An 18,917-nucleotide genomic window follows, 5' to 3' on the forward strand; every position below is an offset into this window, starting at 1 on the left:
GTTAATGCAAATTGTACTAAGAGATAGTAATCAAGGCCCTTTTTTAAGTAAAGTAATCGCTTATGGTCAAGCTGAAGCGTTATTAAATGAATCTCAACTGGCTCAGATTAAAGAAAAATCTGTGTTAATGAGTCTTAAGCTAGCAGATAAGTTTTATAATAAATATAAAATGCATTTGCTAGAGCATGCTGCCTTCGATGTGATCGGAGTAGCCAGTTTAGGACTGATGGAATTAAGTAATCGCGAGGTTAGCCAAGGGCTTAAATTACTTTTAACACCAAACGGCATTGTAAAATCCTTTCAAAAAGGTTGGAGCATGCTAAGTACGGTTAGTAAGTATAAGCTTAACGGTAAGTCAGTATATGGGGATATAGACCCTATATTACTCGAAAAAGTATCAAGCCCAAGTGATGCAGATGAATGGCAAGGCTGGCAGGGCTACCAAGATGCCCTACTCGACTTTAACCGTGAAGAGTCTGTAGTGTGCTTATTAAAGCAATTTTATTCGCAATCAAGCTACGATCCTTTAGACTGTTTAAGCCTCGAAAGCGTGTTTGCAGAAGTCGTGTTGTATCGCCTGTTTTTTGGTCCCGTGAAAGTAAGACAAGATCTTAAGCAACGTGTCGCAAATATTGAGCTTGAAGATACTTGGTTCTCAACTGAGCATATAGACCAACAAATTCAGCAGGTCTTGTCTGAGTTACCAGCACAACTTGCCGAGACAATCAAACTTGAGCTGGGCATGTACTTTACACCGGGTTTATTACGTACGCTAACGTTTGCTAAAAACTATCGAGAGCTGCGTTTACAAAATGTAAGTCCAGAGCGACTAGAACGTTTTGAATATAAAGAAGGTTTAACAGGTTTGTTAGGCTGGCCAGTGTATATCGTGATGTAATTTGACGACACTGTCATAATAAACGCCATAATAAACGCCATAATAAAAAGCGGGAATATCCAATCGGGTGTTCCCGCTTTTTAGTAAGTGCAACGTAATACTGAATATAAGATTGACGCAATACGCCTGTTATTGTATTACTAAATACTGATTAACCTTACTTCACGCAATGGAATTGCTATGACAAAAAAATTACACCTTTCAGTACTTGCGCTTGCGACCCTCAATCTATCCTATAATGCGATAGCAGCCAATCTGCCAACAAACACGACATTAGCCAGCGAACAGCATTTAGTACGTGGTAATGGCGCAGAACCAAGTAGCTTAGATCCTAGCTTTGTTAACTCAGGCATGCCTGATGATATTATCGCGAATGATATGTTTGAAGGATTATTAATCGAAAATGGTCAAGGTGAGTTAATCCCAGGACAAGCAATTAGTTGGTCGGCATCGGATGACGCTACACAATTCACGTTTACGTTACGTGATGACTTAGTATGGTCAAACGGCGACCCCGTACTTGCAAGTGACTTTGTATTTGCTTGGCAGCGAGCTGTTAACCCGCAAACAGGTAACAATACAGGGCATTACTTTGTAACCGCTAATTTAGTAAACGCTGAAGCAATTCAAAAAAACGAAAAACCAGTCAACACGTTAGGGGTTAAAGCCCTTGATACAAAAACAGTACAAGTCACATTGACGAAGCCAACCCCCTACTTCTTAAACATGATGACCATTAAAACATTTTCACCACTCCCTGCATCGGTTGTTAAGCAACACGGGGACACTTGGTCTCGTGCAGAAAACATAGTGACCAACGGGGCTTATAAATTAACGAAATGGCTGCCAAATGAGTACGTAGAAGTACAACGAAATAAGCAGTATTGGGATAACAAAAATACGGTGATCAACAAAGTTACGTATTTAGGATTAGAGTCACAAATCGCCGAATGGAATCGTTATCAATCTGGTGAAATTGATATGACGAACCGCGTTCAACTAGAATATTATCAATCAATGATCAGTAAGCACCCAGAGCAAATTAAATCTCAAGCATTACTTGGATCATACTTGTATTCATTTAATACACGTAAAGCCCCTTTTGATAACCTTCAAGTCCGTCAAGCCCTTAGCATGGCTGTAGACAGAGACATCCTGGTGAATAAGATCACCGCTCAAGGTGAACCAGCTGCATACTCGATTGTACCGCAGACAATAGCAAACTATACGACCAGTGAGCCAGACTTTGCCAGCGAATCCCAGCAACAACGCATTAAGCAAGCTAAAGTATTACTCGCGACGGCAGGTTATAGTAAACAGAACCCACTAACATTCACACTGACGTATAACACCAGTGAGAACCACAAAAAAATTGCGCTTGTTATCGCCTCTATGTGGAAAAAACTTGGCGTTAACGTCGTGTTAGAAAACATGGAATGGAAGAGCTACGTATCAAGTAAAAATCTAGGTGATTTTCAACTAGCACGATCGTGGGCATTTGGTGATTACGCAGAACCATCGGCATTATTAGCGGCATTTACCTGTGGTAATCCAGTGAATGAATCTGGCTTTTGTGAACCTAAATTTGACGCTTTAATGGCATCAGCATCGAATACTGCTGATGAAGTTCAACGGTATGCGCTATATCAACAGGCAGAGGCTATTTTAAGTCAATCAGCGCCCGTCATTCCACTATATAACTACACGCAAACTCGTATGGTTAGAGACACGTTAAAAGGGTTTCCCGAAAATAACCCTCGCGGTAACATCTACGCAAAAGACATGTACTTTATCCAATAGTATCCATAACACTGGCAAGCGAGACTTCTCACTCAAATAATCATCGCTTGCCTTTCTCACCATGAAAGGAAAATAATCATAACCACTTCCTGATATACCCTTACAAATCAATACTGTTTTATTATCGATAAGTCCGTAGAATAAATATCAACTCATGAATGTTCTATTTATATGGAAGACACTACGCTATGTATAAGCTACTAACACGTACCTGTTGTATTTGTATTACCCCACTTATGTTAGGAGCTTGTGGTGATGAAACATCAAATAGCGAAGCAGTAATCCCGTCAATTCCTCCTGAGATTGAACCTGAGTTTTACAACAATGGTATGCCGGAAAACATGAAGACCGATGCGCGCGGTCTACCTATATTGCACAGCCTTCCGACAGCAAAAGGACAACTTTATCTCGATTTTGACGGGGACTTTGACCTTGGAGAGTTCCACACAGGTATTGATTTTGATGGTAATCCTGATGCTTATAATAAACAGGAACAAGAATACATTTATAACTGGTGGGTCTCAACAGCAGCACACTTCTCCATGTTTGATATTGATGTCACCACAGAAATAGATGTTTCTCGCCCTAACAGTTGGAACACCATTTTCCCTGGTGCAAAACTGGGGGTTGCTTATGGCGGTTATGGTATTAATTCAAACGACATCGCTCAAATGACCGCAAGTCATGGTCCTTACTCCTCAGTTGTTGGTCACGAAGGTGGTCATACTTTTGGCTTACCCCACGTCGTTGGTGTTGATGCTCAAGGTAAAATAAATTCCAGCTATTACGGTAGCCCTTATCCTTTACGTGGTTGGCATTTAGGTAGCGGCGATAGGATCGTGAATAAATGGTCGAATAAATTCCGTTCCGATAAAATAGACAGTTATTTTGGTGGCGTAGAAAAAGTAGCAAGCCGTATTGCTGCTTATGACGACAACAGCACAGGCTATCGCCCTGATGATCACAAAACTGATTTGACACTCGCGAGTAAAATGGATCACATTAAAAATATCGGCTTTGTCGCTACAGGTATCATTGAAACAATGGAGGATAGCGATAGTTTCTATTTCGACTGGTTAGGTGGCTTTGCTTCGATCAGCAGTCATGCTTTTGAGCTATCACCTGTGAACCTTCACCTTAATTTATACGACAATAATAAGCAATCCATTGCAATGCAAAATAATGGTATCAACCATCAATGGATCTCAGGTGAATTACCCGCTGGCCGCTATTATATAACATTACAAAGTGCTAAGCGTTATAGTGATTTAGGTGAGTATCGATTGCGCGTAAATGCTGTACCCGGGGACTGGCGTACAGCGAATATAGGCCCAAAACGTTCAATTCACAGTACCACTTATAATAGTGATGCAAAGCAATGGACGTTGAAAACAACGGGTGGTGATATCTGGGGTACGAAAGACAATTTTGTTTTCATTTATAAAAAGTTAGTTGGTGAAGGTCAAATTATCGCTAAAGTAGACAGTAATAACGTATCGCATGCTTGGGCAAAATTTGGCGTAATGATACGTGGCGGTTTATCTGAAAATAGTCAGCAGTTTTCTCAACTATTAACAGGTAGTAACGGCCCTGCTACTTTCTACCGAAGTACGATTGATGGCAGTACATCTCATGTTTCAAGTAGAGAAGCTGCTGCACGATGGATAAAGATAGAACGCATAGAGTCTATCAATAACGGCAGTAAAACAGGTGAGTTTAACCATTTTAAAGCATCGATATCTTTAGATGGTATAAATTGGGACATAGTAAACGAACAAATCATTAACCTTCCCGATGAAGTTTATATTGGTCTTGCACAATCAGCTCTGAATCAAACCTCTATGTTATTCAGCTCTTTTTCTTCGGTTAAGGTCACAGGCAATACGAAACGAATTTCAAATGATAGCCTCAAAGCACCATCGAACTTAACCGTTAATAGTATTGAGTATAACGAGGTAACGCTACAATGGGACGACCTAGCAGAAGCAACAGACTATCTCATAGAACGTTCAGAAGACGGCTTATCTTTTGTCGAAATAGCCAAGCTTTCCGATTCTATTTATACTGATACAAGCGTAGTGGCGGGAACGCCTTACAGCTATCGCGTATCCGCTTTAAACACGCAAGGTCAATCCTCAGCTTCTACGGCATTAAAGGTACAAGTCAGAGCTGAGGGGCCACAAGATATGGTTGCAATTAGCTTTAATGAAAACACCATCGTTTTAGACTGGGGAGAGCCTTTGTCACAGATAGGCTATCAAGTAGAGCGCTCTACAGATGGTGCTAGCTACGATGTAATCGCTGAAAAACATGCTGACTATATAACGAATGTTGCTAAAAATTCACATGCTGAAACACAGAAGTATATTGATAAAGATTTATATTCTGACACGCAATATTATTACAGAATAACGACGCTCGATGCACAAGGTAAAGCAGGTTATTCGGAAGCAAATGCATATACGCATAAAGGTCCAATTTAAATCTAATGGAATGATTTTAAAAATAAATAGTTGAAGGTTATATTATAATGCGGGGGATAAGCTGGGGTTATTTGAACCCTAGCTTATCCAAAAGGAAAAACTAGGGTTAAGCGATTGATATTAAATATCGTTCAACTTAGAAAGGCATTTTCATACCTGGAGGCATTTTCATTCCACCAGTAACGTCAGCCATTTTTGACTTGTTTTCTTCTTCAACACGACGTGCAGCATCATTGATTGCAGCAGCGATAAGATCTTCTAGCATCTCTTTATCGTCTTCCATCAACTCTGGGTCGATTTGTACACGACGTACGTTATGGCTACCAGTCATAGTGATTTTAACCATGCCTGCACCAGATTCACCAACTACTTCCATATTAGCTAGTTCTTCTTGTACTTTAGCCATTTTGTCTTGCATTTGTTGAGCTTGCTTCATTAGCCCGCCCATTCCGCCTTTACCGAACATATTAAACTCTCTTTTATTGACTATCGCGAACAACATCAGTTAATACTAACTGTTTCGCATTGAATATCCATACTATATGGGTATTACTGGAAAAAATTCAAGGTTGATACCGATTGATATCAACACAATAAAAAATTATATCGGCACAATTGAGCTATCATCAACAACAGCGCCGAGACGGTTCATAAAGAACTGAATATACTTATCATCATACAAGTTTTTAGTCGCATTCGCTAAGCGTTGTTGATAAATAATCTCTTCAAGTTGTGCTGGCGTTGATTTATTTGGGTTTTCACCAAAGTTAATCACTAACTCAACAGGCTCAGATAAAACTTGCTCGAGTGCTTCGCTCAATTGCTGACGAGATTTGTCATTTGCAAAATAGCGTTGGTCTGGATTCATGGTCAATGTAACCCGACCAGGTTCTTGCTCCATCACACTGTGCAACGCTAATTGACGAACTCGCCCACCTAAACTCATCTGATTAATGTAACAACACCACGGGTCTGTTTCATCACGTAACTTATTATCGAGTGGCGCAGTAGTCGTTGTTTTACCCGATTTTTGCGGCTGAAAAGAAGGTGATAAATCATTAATATCAACAGGTACCTGACTAAAACGATCCAATTGACGTACAACGGGTTCGCTAAAGTTCTGCTCAGGATAAGGTGCTTGATGATAGTCACCCTGCCCTTGGCTTTGATGCTGATAATCACCTTGGTCTTGATACGAATCAAGCGGCGGTAATTCCTGCCATGCTGGCGCAGACTGCTGTTGTGATGGTGCTTGCTGCTGTTGCATATTTTGACTTGCTGTTGGCGCATTAAAGCGATTCTGGCTAGCTTGTGTATTTTGTCTAACAGGTGCTACCGCTTTTTTCGGCGGTACATACGACGATTGAGCCTGTTCACTCTTCGCCGCTGTCGACTTTTTTGCAGTTGTACCTAAGCGACTACGCAAGAAATTACGCGTTTTTCGACCTTGGTCAACACTGTTTTCAGGTTCTACATTTGGTGCAGCAGCCTGAGGATTAGCTTGAACTGTTTGCTGAGGCGCTATATAGGCTTGTTGTGGAGCAATATTAACCTGCTCTTCGATAATCGGTTCAACATGCCCCATTGCTTGAGCAGCTTGTAATAACTCATCTTGCTCTAGATTTAAATTAGTAACAATCTCATCGCTAGGCTCACTCATTACTTGTGATTGCTGCGGTTCAAACTGAGGCTGAGCTTGTGCTACAACTTGCGCCTGTTCAATCGGAGGCTGCACTTGCGTGACAACTTGCGCCTGTTCAACCGGAGGCTGCACTTGTGTTACAACTTGCGCCTGTTCAACCGGAGGCTGCACTTGTGTTACAACTTGCGCTTGTTCAACCGGAGGCTGTACCTGCACTGCTGGCGCTATCGCAACAGCAGTTGGTGTAATATCGCGCTCAGGTGCTTGTAAACGGCCTTGAGGACGGAAAGCAAGCATACGTAATATCGTCATTTCTAACGCACTACGCGGATCAGGAGCAAGCGGTAACTCTTTACGTCCTGTGAGTGAAATTTGATAATACAGCTGCACATCTTCTGGTGACATAAGGTCACATAGCGCTTTCACCTTATCGGCATGTTCAGTATCAACCACTGATGACGGTAAAATTTGCGCCATTGCAATGCGGTGTAACAAACTTGCTAGCTCAACATGAAGCTGATCAAAATCAGGCCCAAGTGAGCTAACTTCTGCAATCTTCGCCATGCACTTGTTCGCATCACCATTCACTATAAGTTGCAATAATTGCAGCATATGACTGTGGTCTAACGTGCCTAGCATATCAAGTACAGTTTGGTGTAATACTTCACCCGCGCCGTGAGACAAGGCTTGGTCAGTCAAACTTAACGCATCACGCATACTGCCATCAGCCGCTTTCGCGATTGAGTTCAATGCAGACAATTCATACTGACAATGTTCGCGTGATAAAATGTGCACTAACTGCTGAGAAATCTGCTCAGTCGTTAAGCTTTTTAAATGGAACTGTAAGCAACGCGATAAGATTGTAATTGGTAATTTTTGAGGATCTGTTGTTGCCAACAAAAACTTCACATATTCAGGTGGTTCTTCTAATGTTTTTAACAGTGCATTGAAACTGTGTTTAGAAAGCATGTGCACTTCATCGATTAAGTACACTTTAAAGCGACCGCGTGCAGGCTTGTATTGCACATTATCAAGTAATTCACGTGTATCTTCGACTTTAGTACGTGAGGCAGCATCAATCTCGAGTAGATCGACATAAGAGCCTTGATCAATCTCGACACAAGTTGAACATTCACCGCAAGGTTTACTGGTGATCCCTTTCTCACAGTTTAAGCTTTTCGCTAAAATGCGGGCGATTGTTGTTTTACCAACACCGCGGGTACCACTGAGTAAATAAGCATGGTGTAAACGGTCTTGCTCTAGCGCATTAACTAAAGCGGTCAGCACGTGTTGTTGACCAACAACTTGCTGAAAATTATGCGGGCGCCATTTACGCGCTAAAACTTGATAACTCATAACAGTTCAATGATTACTTAATATTGATAAGCACTAACATGCTCGGGGCTGAAAATAGCTGGTGAGTGCCACCAGCTCATCATGATAGTTAAAATAATAGCGAATTATTCGCCGTCAAAATCAACTAATTTGGTAATGTTAACATTAAGATTCTTTAATACAGCTTCACCACCAAGATCGGGTAAAGAAATAACAAATGCAGCATCTTCAACAACACCGCCAAGTTGACGAATAAGTGACACAGTCGCCGCAACAGTACCGCCTGTTGCCAATAAATCATCAACGATAAGTACTTTATCGCCAGCATCTACTGCATCAACGTGAATTTGTAACGTATCAGTACCGTATTCTAACTCGTAGCTTTGTTCAATTGTTTTACGTGGTAATTTATTTGGCTTGCGCACTAAAATAAAACCAAGACCTAATGCTTTAGCTAAGGGGGCACCGAAAATAAAACCACGGGCTTCAGTACCTGCAATTTTAGTGAAACCAGCATCTTTAAAACGCGCAGCAAGTAAGTCGATAGTCGCTGCGAATGCAGGACCATTTTCAACAAGACTTGTTACGTCACGGAAGATGATGCCTTCTTTAGGATAATTTGGAATTGATTTAATGCTGTCTTTAATAAACGCAAGTGTATCTTGGTTCATACTTCAACCTGTTAATTTGATGAGCTAATATGTTAAATAGCCCAAGCAAGTTGGGTATAAAACACGCACTCAATGTATAAAATAAATAATAGGGATAAATTTTATGTAACTGCTTGTTGATATGCAAGCATGTCTTAAGATTAACCGCTATTTGAAGAAATTATTATACGATATATTTGGCAATTATGGTTAATTCTGTTTTAATCGCTCATTTTGCCAACGCAGGACAATAACATGCGCGTAGTTTTAGCCCCAATGGAGGGCGTTGTTGACAATTTGATGCGCGAGTTACTTACAGCGCAAGGCGGTTATGATTTATGCGTAACCGAGTTTATTCGAGTTGTCGAACAGCTATTACCAGAGAAGATTTTTTATCGTTATTGTGCCGAATTAAATCATGGCTGTCGTACCCAAGCAGGTACCCCCGTCCGCATTCAATTGTTAGGGCAACACCCACAATGGATGGCAGAAAATGCCGTTCGTGCAATCGAGTTAGGCTCACATGGCCTTGATATCAACTTTGGCTGTCCAGCAAAGCAAGTAAATAAATCATCTGGTGGTGCCGCTTGTTTACGTGAGCCAGAACTTGTTTATCAAATTGTGAAACAAGTGCGTGAAGCTGTACCTATGGAACATATTGTCAGTGCTAAAATTCGCTTAGGCTGGGAAGACAGTAACCACAAGTTAGAAATTGCCGATGCAGTTCAACAAGCAGGTGCCAATGAGCTGACTGTACACGGTCGAACTAAAGCCGATGGTTATCGTGCCGCAGCGATAAATTGGGAAGCTATTTCAGAAATTAGACAGCACGTTTCAATTCCCGTGATCGCCAATGGTGAGATCTGGAACCATGCCGATGGCCAACGCTGTTTAGCCGTGACCGGTTGCGACGATTTAATGGTTGGCCGAGGGGCGCTAAATTTACCCAATTTAGGTGAAGTGGTTAAATATAACAAGGCTCCTATGCCCTGGGCTGATGTCGTTATTTTATTGCGAAACTACTGCCAATTAGAGATCCGCGGTGATAAAGAGAAATATCTACCGAACAGAATAAAACAATGGTTTAGTTACCTACGTAAGCAGTATCCTGAAGCGGCTGAGTTATTTACCCAATTAAGAGCTCTGCGCCAGTCCGAAGAGGTGATTAAAACACTAAATAACTATCAAGCATAAGTACTTAAGTACACTTGACTCGGTTAAATTGCAATGTTAATAATAGCTTACAACTAGAACTTTTATGCATAATTCAAGGATGAATTACCGTTGCGTATTACCATAAAGAAAGCCCTCATTAGCGGTATAATTCTGCTGCAATTTGTCACCTTGACCACGCTATTAATGTCGAGTTACATCTCTAATCAGCGATCATTTAACTCGCATGCGCATAAGCTAATGATTGATTATACCGATAATATCATTAGTAACTCAAAACGCTTTCTTGATACCGCCGCAGCAGCAACCTTACTCAGTAGTGAATTATTAAGTGCGAATGTATTATCAATCCAACGGCCTGATGATCTTGGTTTATATTTCTTTCAACAGTTAAAGCAATCCCCCCATATTTCAGGCATTTTTTTTGCTGATACCACTGGCAACTTTGTTCATGTACAGCGTGAACAAGGCTTTAAGCAGCCTCTATTTTCACGAAAACTGATTACATTCAATAACGCGACAAACTCGGATAGCACATCAAAATCATCACGGCTTTATACCCATGATAATAACTTCGCACAGCTTTCCGTCAAAGAAATAGAAGCAGAGTCTTATGATCCACGGGATCGTATCTGGTTTAATAAAGCACTCGATAATGATGATTTATCGTGGACAGACCCTTATGTCTTCTTTTCATCACGTAAACCCGGCATTACCAGTTCTATGCCTGTTTATAATAACGAGAATCAATTAATCGGCGTGATCGGTGTTGATGTCTCCTTGGACACGATTTCGTCTTTCTTTGACAATCTTGATCTGGGCGAGAATAGCACTGCCTTTGTAACCAATCGACTCGGTGAAATAATCGCTTATCCAGACCAAAAAATAATTCAAGACACCGCAAATGAAAGTTTACGTTTTCCCCGTATTAACGAAATTAATAACCCTATCGCTTTAACAGCATGGCAAGCGCTTCAAGAAGAAACCCAACTGTTTTCAACTGGTGGTACAGCAACCGCGGTAACATTTAATTTCAATAACAATAAATACCATGGTTTGTTTAAAGAATTTACGCATCACAAATGGCCATGGATCATCGCGATTTATATGCCTGAAAAATTCTTTCTCAGTGACTTAATCGACAATCAAAAATTGAATATTTTATTTGGTTTAGTGATCAGTATTATCGCCTGTTTAACCTCATTCTTTTTTATAAATCACATTACTGATTCACTCCGAAAAATCAAAATGATTGCAGAACATATACGCTGTGGTCAGTTCATCAAAACGAATGTATCTGAATCTACCTTTGTCGAATTACAACAAACACAATATGCCTTTAATAATATGATTGATAGCTTGATTTCATCACGTAAAGAAAATGAACAGTTACATTTAATGTTAGAAAAAACCAATGCTGAAACGATTACTCGTCTTGGACTTGCCGCTGAATATAAGAATGATTCATCATCTAACCACATTCGACGGGTATCACGTTATTGTGAAATCATAGGCTTGAACATGGGCATGCCGAAAGACAAAGCGAAAGAGTTAGGCGCTGCGGCTAAATTACATGATTTAGGTAAAATTGGTATCCCAGAGCAGATCTTATCAAAACCAGCAGCGTTAACGATGCAAGAATGGGTGATGATGAAAACAGCCCCTACCATTGGCGCTAAGATTTTACAGGATGCCGAATCAGCAACCCTGAAAGTTGCTCATGATATTGCACTCACACTACACGAACACTGGGATGGCACAGGTTATCCAAATCAACTGCAATTTCATGATATTCCCCTCGCAGCGCGTATTGTTGCTGTCGTCGACACCTTTGACACCATGATCCACTCTCGCTGTTACAAGAGCGCACTGCCAATTGAAGTCGCTATTCACCAAATAAGAGCGTTATCAGGCAGCAAGTTTGACCCGAGTGTGATCGCTGCGTTTGATCATTGCTTGATGGATATAATGGATATTTACAAACAACTATCACCCAGTGTTGAAGTGTATCAGCTACCGAAACGCTGCTTATAAATCGCATCGTATATCGATAACAGAACAGCTCAGGTTAGACGACTAACTCCCCTGCACCTTTAACTGATTGTTCACTGTTTTCAACCAAGAGTGCCGTTGCTGTACGCTTTAGCGTTTCCCATTCTGCATCGTCAACCCGAATACCATCATACCAAGTATCAAGTTGCGCGCGGTTGAGTGCTGAAGAATTAATATGCCTTGCGTAACCGGCTGAGTGATCAGCAATATCAAAGCTTTTCACTGATAATTGAATAGTCATATCATGTAATTCATGGCCCGCTAGCACGAGGTGGTCAGATAAAAATAGCTCCGGCGACACGCAGCCTTGATTCAAAATATATAGCGTATTTTGTGGCGACGAACCATTATTCCATTGTGCCTTACAGGCGAGTCCTTTAGCCGCTAACTTCACCAGCTCGTTATACGCAAGCCAACGGTTATGACAATTTTTTAATTCAATCGTCAGGTGCTTTTTACCCACCATTTTTTCAACCGCATAATCAATCACAACCGGTAAATGACAAGCTAAACTACAGCCATGTAAATCCACCACTAAACTACCATCATTAGTGATAAAAATATCGGCAGGGCAATCTTTCTCAACCGTTAAAAATTGCGCAGCATTGTTAAAATGTCCAATACCATTCAAACCGACCATCTGTAAACCAGCAACCATATTAGCAATGATATCAGCTTCACCACAGGTACGACGCATACCAAGAAAGGCTTTGTTAACCACTGCTGTTAATTCATTATGTGAAACAATCATGACGCTTCTCCTTCTGCTATCACTTGATTTAATGTTTTACTCGGTAATAATGGGAACAACCACTCTCCATCATGGATCTCATTAAGTAACGGCGCGCCTTGGAAAAAAGTAACGCGTACCCAACGTGCTGAGCGAGGGTCGAACTTAGTAGCACCCAAAACAGCCAATTTACAGCGCAGTAAGTGCATTGGTAGCGAATCTTTGTGCAACACGTTCATCTGAATTTCCCCCATTTGCTTATGCCCAAGCGTCCAAACACGACGCGAAATCGCACGATATTGAGGGTGTACAACTAAAAATTCAGCCAATTGCATATTCGGTTTACATACCAATAATGCGTGATAGAGACGATTAGCTTGGCGACCAATATCAAGTGGTAACTCACGGTCTTCACCGGGTTCTTCACCGCGAACACCTAAACGTGGTTCTTCTTTGTCTTGTGAGCGATACCAGAACCAATAATTGTTTTCTGCTTGCTTAAAATCAGTCTCAATAGCCCAACGATAACTGTTTTTCAATACCGCTAATAAGTCTTCGATACGTTTACCACTTGGTAGATTTAAACTTTCATCACAATTCATTTTGGTTTCATAGCTATCCACCAGTACTGGATAAATTTCCATCAGGCACGACAACAGTATTTCTTGGGTTTCCAAACTATATTTACAGGCATACTCTACTAACTCTGACCACGTTTGACTCTGCAAAAACAACGTTTCTAAATGACTAAGCAGATCATGTAATTCATTTATTGCGCTAGTATTGAGACTATCTTGATTTTCATTGATTGTTATAATTTGATCTAAATGGCAAATAGCTTTGTCTAATAAACATTGTAATGGTGCTAATTTATCTATCGTCACCCCAGTATTTAACACTGCCGTTAGCGCTGATTCACGTGATGATAACCACTTATCAACAACACAAGGGTGGTTGATTAAATAAGGGGCCATGCCTAGCCCTGTCGCGTTACCAATACCCAAATAACGCTGTAATCCGAGGTCTAAACTAACGGCTTTATCGCCTCCTTGTTGATCGGCTAAGTAATGCACCCAATCAAGGCTGAATTCACGCAATATATACACCGCACACATTTGTGCACTGAATGACTGATTAAAATCATCATTCGTTTCCAACCAACCAAAATCAGCAATCCCAAATTTTCCATTACCATAAACGGCTGTTGTACGGAGAATATAACCCACTTCAGCAAGCTCTTTAGCATTCGGCTGCTGCCCTTTAGCAAGGTGTGAGACTAAATGTTCAAACACTCGCACACTTTTATTTGCTCTTGCTAATACCAATACTTTATTTGGATTTCGCCCCGCTTCTTGCAACGGTACGTTTGCACGTAAACAACTCAGTAAATCAACATCAACATCGCCATAAACAAGAGCAAACGTCACATCCCATTTCTCGGCAATGACACGATCATTACGGTCTTCATCAGCAATTTCATCACAAAAAATAACCAAGTGATAAATATGGTTTAAAGTGGTCAGCTTGTAAATTACATGACCAAAACCTTGTGGTGATAACTGCCAATCGTGCTTAGTAACGTGCCACTTTTGTTGGGCCATTTTACGAATTAAAGTTCGCACAAAGCTAATCCGATTTTGATGCATAGCACCAAGTCTTTCTGGCGCCATAACGGTTACAGGATCACGCATATAAGTGTCACCGCAAGTTGAAGGACGAGCATCCATATTATTAACTTCCATTTTAATTATAAGAGTTTTAATAAGGCGGCTTGCTAACCGCCTTGCTTCACATTGTTTTCGTTATTTCAGATCGGCAACCTATTGACCGACCTACCTCCAGACTATAAGCCTTGGTCTTTCGCCATCTGAATCGCGATTTGAGGCGCGTTCCAGAGCGATGGTAATAAGATTAGCGACACTGGTACCGCAGTAATAACAATGAAAGATTGCAGCGCCGATATACCTCCTGAACCCAGAGAAATAAGTACCAACGCGGTTACGCCCATCACGACACCCCAAAACGTACGAATAAATGCATTGGGTTCCTCTTCACCACTAATCACCACACTAATCGTGTAGGTCATCGAGTCACCCGTCGTCACAATGAATATCGTCGTTAGGATAAGAAACAGCACCGATGTCACCATCGGAAATGGTAGTTGCGATGTCACAGCCAGTAGTGCGCCGGGGAGATTAAAACCCTCGAATGCTGAACTGACAGAACCTGGATTTGCAATTTCAAATGCTAGCCCTGAACCACCAACAATCGTGAACCAAAAACAGGTAGTAAGCGGTGCAATAACACTGATTGTTGTCACTAACTGACGAATAGTTCTACCGCGTGAAATACGGGCTATAAAGATTGCCATCATCGGGCCATAACCCAAGAACCAACCCCAAAAGAATACTGTCCACCAACTTAACCAGCCTTCATCACCACGATATGTAGCCATGGGTATTAAATTATCAACCATGCTACCCACGCCTTGGATGTAGCCATTAAAGATAAAGTTAGTTGGACCAAAAATAAGAATGTACGCCATCAATAAACACGCTAAAACAACGTTATAGCGACTTAATATTTGCATGCCTCGATTTAAGCCACTCAATGCTGAAATGGTATATAACGCAATTGCAAATAAGACGATGATAAGCTGCGTAGTAAACCCATCTGGGATCTCAAACAAAACGTTTAATGCGTAGCTCACCTGTAGGCCAAGGAAACCAATCGGACCGATAGTCCCAGCCGCAACAGCAACGATACAACAAGCATCAATCAGAGCACCAGTGTGACCTGTTAGCACGCGTTTACCGAACACAGGGTAAAGTAAAACCCGTGGTTTAAGCGGTAAACCTTTATTATAGTGAAGGTGCATAACCACAATAGACGTTAAGCTGCCTACAATAGCCCAAGCTAGAAAACCCCAATGCATGAAAGATTGCGACAAAGCATTGATCGCCGTTTGTTGAATATTTTCTTGTGCACCATACAAAGGTGGTGGGTTAACAAAATGCGCAATCGGTTCTGCTGCAGCCCAAAACACACCACCACCAGCAAGCAAGGTACAGAAGATAATAGCCATCCAGCGGAAACCATCCATTTCAGGCTTATCAATACCACCTAAAATGACTTTACCAGTACGACCCGCAGCTAAGCCTATGCCGATTAAAAACGTTAATAACAACAATAATTGCCAATAAGGACCAAAGACTTTTACCGCCCATGAGAATCCTGAATTAACAAGACTAGATAATAGTGCTTCATCGTATAACGCCAATAGTACGAATCCAGCAAGAAAGCTGCCGCTGTACCAAAAGGCCGGATTACCAAAACCCAGTTTATTCGCTGTAGACTTATTATCACTTACTGCGCTATTACTTGAAGAGCTTGAAGTATTACTACCTGTACTATCTAAGCTCGCCGCTTTCGCGCTTTTAGTTAAATCTGACATGCTCTGACTCCAGAGGTTTTCTTTGCAATTGCAAAGGTGTGTTTACCCAACTCAATGAGTTAAAATGAGTAGGTGTTCTATATATCTGTTATGACTTACGAAATAGGCTCCAATCCTTGCTTTAAAAAGTTAAACCAATTTTCACCTAATACTTGCCCCGCTTCAGATTCTGAAAATCCGTAGCGCATTAATCCGTTATAAATATTCTCCATGCCTGCGCTGCCGCAGAACCAAGGCAATGAATCAGGCCACCCTGAATTACTTGCCGAACCTTCACCATAATCCATTGCTTTAGACCAACGGCCATTACGCATCCATTCCAATACGGCTTGCGGTTGGTTAAGACACAGATCGCTACCAATCCCTAAGTGATCCACCCCAACCATATCTGCTGTCTTCGCCACCATCTGACAAAAATCATCTAAACTGCATTGACTACCATGAGGTAAATGGAACGGGTATAAACTAAATCCCAACATCCCCCCGCGTTCAGCTAATGACTTAATAACCGTATCTGATTTATTACGTAACGCTTCAAATGCGAATGTCGGATTAGCATGACTGATGCAAATAGGACGTGACGACAAATCAATAGCTTCAAGGGTTGAACGCTCAGCACTGTGCGACATATCAATGATCATCCCAACGCGGTTCATCTCTGCAATCGCTTGTTTACCGAAGCGAGTAATACCTGTGTCGTGTTGCTCATAACAGCCTGTCGCCAATAAGCTTTGGTTGTTATACGTCAGCTGCATAATCAGCAACCCTTGTTGACGCATCACTTCAATCAAGCCAATTTCATCATCAATCGATGAACAGTTTTGCGCACCAAAGAAAATGCCCACTTTGCCTAACGCTTTTGCTTTTTCAATATCCGCGACAGAATGGATCGGCATAATCAGATCCGCATTTTGTTCAAACCGTAGATTCCATTCCGCAAAACGACTTAACGTTTCACGCGCGGTTTCGTGATAAACAATCGTTGCGTGAACAGCCGTGATGCCACTGCTTTTTAATGTTTGGAAATATTCCCTGTCCCAATTGCAGTACTGCAATCCATCAATAACAATCCGTTGGTGATACATACCGATTCCTCATTTGTCATTCATTCAGTGACTATTTAAAGTTAATAAGCACGTTGGTAAGCCGTTTTTACGACGGTATAAAACTCTTTCGCATATTGGCCTTGTTCACGCGGGCCAAAGCTTGACTCTTTACGACCACCAAACGGTACATGGTAATCAGTACCGGCCGTTGGTAAATTAACCATCACACAACCTGTTTGCGCTTGCTGCTTGAACAGCGTACTCGTACGTAGACTTTGAGTGATAATGCCGCTCGTTAAACCAAATCGAGTATCGTTCGTTGTCGCAATCGCTTCATCAAGGTCAGCAACACGGATCACACTCGCCATTGGTGCAAATACTTCTTCTTGGTTTACCGACCAATTATTTTGAGTATTAATGAACAGTGTAGGCGACATATAGAAACCTTCATGTTCTAGATTTAAACGCTCACCACCAAACGCCAGTTCTGCGCCACTTTGACGTGCAGTATCAATCCAATCAAAGTTAGCCTCTAACTGCTTGCCATCAACGACTGGTCCCATAAATACGCCTTCATCCAGAGCATGGCCGACTTTTATTTCACTCATGCGCTTAATCAACGCTTCCACATACGCATCATGAATACCATCCATCACCACAAGACGAGAAGATGCAGTGCATTTTTGTCCTGCCCCCGAGAAAGAACCAGCAATTGTCGCTTCAACAGCAATATTAATATCTGCATCATCAGCAACAATTAATGCGTTTTTACTGCCCATTTCTAGCTGGCAGCGTACAAAATTAGGTGCAGTTGCAGCGGCAATTTTACGACCTGTATCGACAGAACCCGTAAAGCTTACGCCATTAACCTCAGTTGAATTAATTAAAGCATCACCAACTTCTGCGCCACTGCCGAGTACAAGATTGAAAGTACCAGCTGGTAAGCCTTGGCGATGGATGATTTCAGTTAATGCCACCGCACTTGCAGGCGTTAAGTTCGCAGGTTTCCAAATAACGCTATTACCAAAAGCTAAAGCAGGTGCAATCTTCCAAGCAGCGGTTGCCGTAGGAAAATTCCACGGTGAAATAATGGCAATCACGCCCACCGCTTCACGCGTTACTTCAACGGATACACCCGGCCTGACAGAAGCAGCGCTATCGCCTATCTGGCGTAATACCTCAGCAGCGTAATATTGGAAGAATTGACCCGCACGGTAAATTTCACCACGACCTTCTAAAAACGGTTTACCCTCTTCACTTGAGAGTAAACGCCCAAGTTCATCGCAACGTGCAATCAGTTCGTCACCAATGCCTTGTAGTACCGCTTGTTTTTGTTCTAATGGTGTTTTTTCCCATATTGGCTGTGCATGTTTTGCTGCCGAGATAGCCTGTTGTACTTGTGCCGTACTCGCTTGGGCAAAGTCACCCAAACTTTGGCTGATATCAGAAGGATTTATATTGGCAATCGTACTCACACCTGATTGCCATTCTCCGCCAATATACAGTGAGCTTTCTGCTTTCCATTCACCACCAATATGCAGTGGGTGCTGTGTTTGAGTTGTCATACTACTTTCCTTGTTTCGGCTATGCGTTAAATGCGATTGTATTTATTAAATGTATTCATCTTCGTTAGTATAGTTCGGGTTTATACAGT

13 protein-coding genes are annotated in these 18,917 nt (G+C 41.5%); 5 read left to right on the top strand and 8 right to left on the bottom strand.

The genetic code is table 11. The features are described from left to right. Positions 1-4 precede the first annotated feature (4 nt). The 3 genes from HWV00_RS13190 to HWV00_RS13200 all read left to right on the top strand — a co-directional run bounded on the left by HWV00_RS13190 (position 5) and on the right by HWV00_RS13200 (position 5,181). Positions 5-898, top strand: coding sequence for a hypothetical protein (locus HWV00_RS13190; protein ID WP_211681923.1), 894 nt, complete (start codon positions 5-7; stop codon positions 896-898). Positions 899-1,078: 180 nt separating this feature from the next. Next, positions 1,079-2,698, top strand: a complete 1,620-nt coding sequence (locus tag HWV00_RS13195) for a peptide ABC transporter substrate-binding protein (protein WP_211681925.1) — start codon at positions 1,079-1,081, stop codon at positions 2,696-2,698. 188 nt (positions 2,699-2,886) lie between these two features. Continuing rightward, the gene (locus HWV00_RS13200; RefSeq protein ID WP_211681927.1) at positions 2,887-5,181 is read left to right on the top strand and encodes a fibronectin type III domain-containing protein; all 2,295 of its coding nucleotides are present in this window, start codon (positions 2,887-2,889) and stop codon (positions 5,179-5,181) included. Between the two features lie 136 nt (positions 5,182-5,317). Here the strand turns inward: HWV00_RS13200 and HWV00_RS13205 are convergent, their stop codons facing one another. The 3 genes from HWV00_RS13205 to apt form a co-directional block, all read right to left on the bottom strand. Then, positions 5,318-5,647, bottom strand: coding sequence for a YbaB/EbfC family nucleoid-associated protein (locus HWV00_RS13205; protein ID WP_211681929.1), 330 nt, complete (start codon positions 5,645-5,647; stop codon positions 5,318-5,320). Between the two features lie 135 nt (positions 5,648-5,782). Next, entirely contained in the window at positions 5,783-8,179 is a 2,397-nt protein-coding gene (dnaX, locus tag HWV00_RS13210; RefSeq protein WP_211681931.1) for a DNA polymerase III subunit gamma/tau, read from the bottom strand. Between the two features lie 104 nt (positions 8,180-8,283). Next, positions 8,284-8,829: an adenine phosphoribosyltransferase gene (gene apt, locus HWV00_RS13215; RefSeq protein ID WP_211681933.1), complete on the bottom strand. Its 546-nt coding sequence runs from the start codon at positions 8,827-8,829 to the stop codon at positions 8,284-8,286. A gap of 234 nt (positions 8,830-9,063) precedes the next feature. Here apt and dusC point away from each other — a divergent pair, with 234 nt between their 5' ends. Beyond that, a complete protein-coding gene (dusC, locus tag HWV00_RS13220) occupies positions 9,064-10,002 on the top strand; it encodes a tRNA dihydrouridine(16) synthase DusC (RefSeq protein ID WP_211681935.1) in 939 nt (312 codons plus the stop codon). A 90-nt stretch (positions 10,003-10,092) separates the two neighbouring features. Continuing rightward, positions 10,093-12,015, top strand: coding sequence for an HD domain-containing phosphohydrolase (locus tag HWV00_RS13225; RefSeq protein ID WP_211681937.1), 1,923 nt, complete (start codon positions 10,093-10,095; stop codon positions 12,013-12,015). Positions 12,016-12,049: 34 nt separating this feature from the next. Here HWV00_RS13225 and HWV00_RS13230 read toward each other — a convergent pair whose 3' ends face one another. The 5 genes from HWV00_RS13230 to HWV00_RS13250 form a co-directional block, all read right to left on the bottom strand. Beyond that, a complete protein-coding gene (locus HWV00_RS13230; RefSeq protein WP_211681939.1) occupies positions 12,050-12,784 on the bottom strand; it encodes a DUF3726 domain-containing protein in 735 nt (244 codons plus the stop codon). Beyond that, positions 12,781-14,490: a hypothetical protein gene (locus HWV00_RS13235; RefSeq protein WP_211681941.1), complete on the bottom strand. Its 1,710-nt coding sequence runs from the start codon at positions 14,488-14,490 to the stop codon at positions 12,781-12,783. The genes HWV00_RS13230 and HWV00_RS13235 overlap by 4 nt, the downstream gene beginning before the upstream one ends. Positions 14,491-14,606: 116 nt before the next feature. Further along, the gene (locus tag HWV00_RS13240) at positions 14,607-16,217 is read right to left on the bottom strand and encodes a BCCT family transporter (RefSeq protein ID WP_211681943.1); all 1,611 of its coding nucleotides are present in this window, start codon (positions 16,215-16,217) and stop codon (positions 14,607-14,609) included. Between the two features lie 95 nt (positions 16,218-16,312). Beyond that, positions 16,313-17,302, bottom strand: coding sequence for a membrane dipeptidase (locus tag HWV00_RS13245; protein WP_211681945.1), 990 nt, complete (start codon positions 17,300-17,302; stop codon positions 16,313-16,315). A 41-nt stretch (positions 17,303-17,343) separates the two neighbouring features. After that, entirely contained in the window at positions 17,344-18,828 is a 1,485-nt protein-coding gene (locus HWV00_RS13250; RefSeq protein ID WP_211681947.1) for an aldehyde dehydrogenase family protein, read from the bottom strand. Positions 18,829-18,917: the final 89 nt, after the last annotated feature.

The organism is Moritella sp. 24, from assembly GCF_018219155.1.
Classification (GTDB): Bacteria; Pseudomonadota; Gammaproteobacteria; order Enterobacterales; family Moritellaceae; genus Moritella.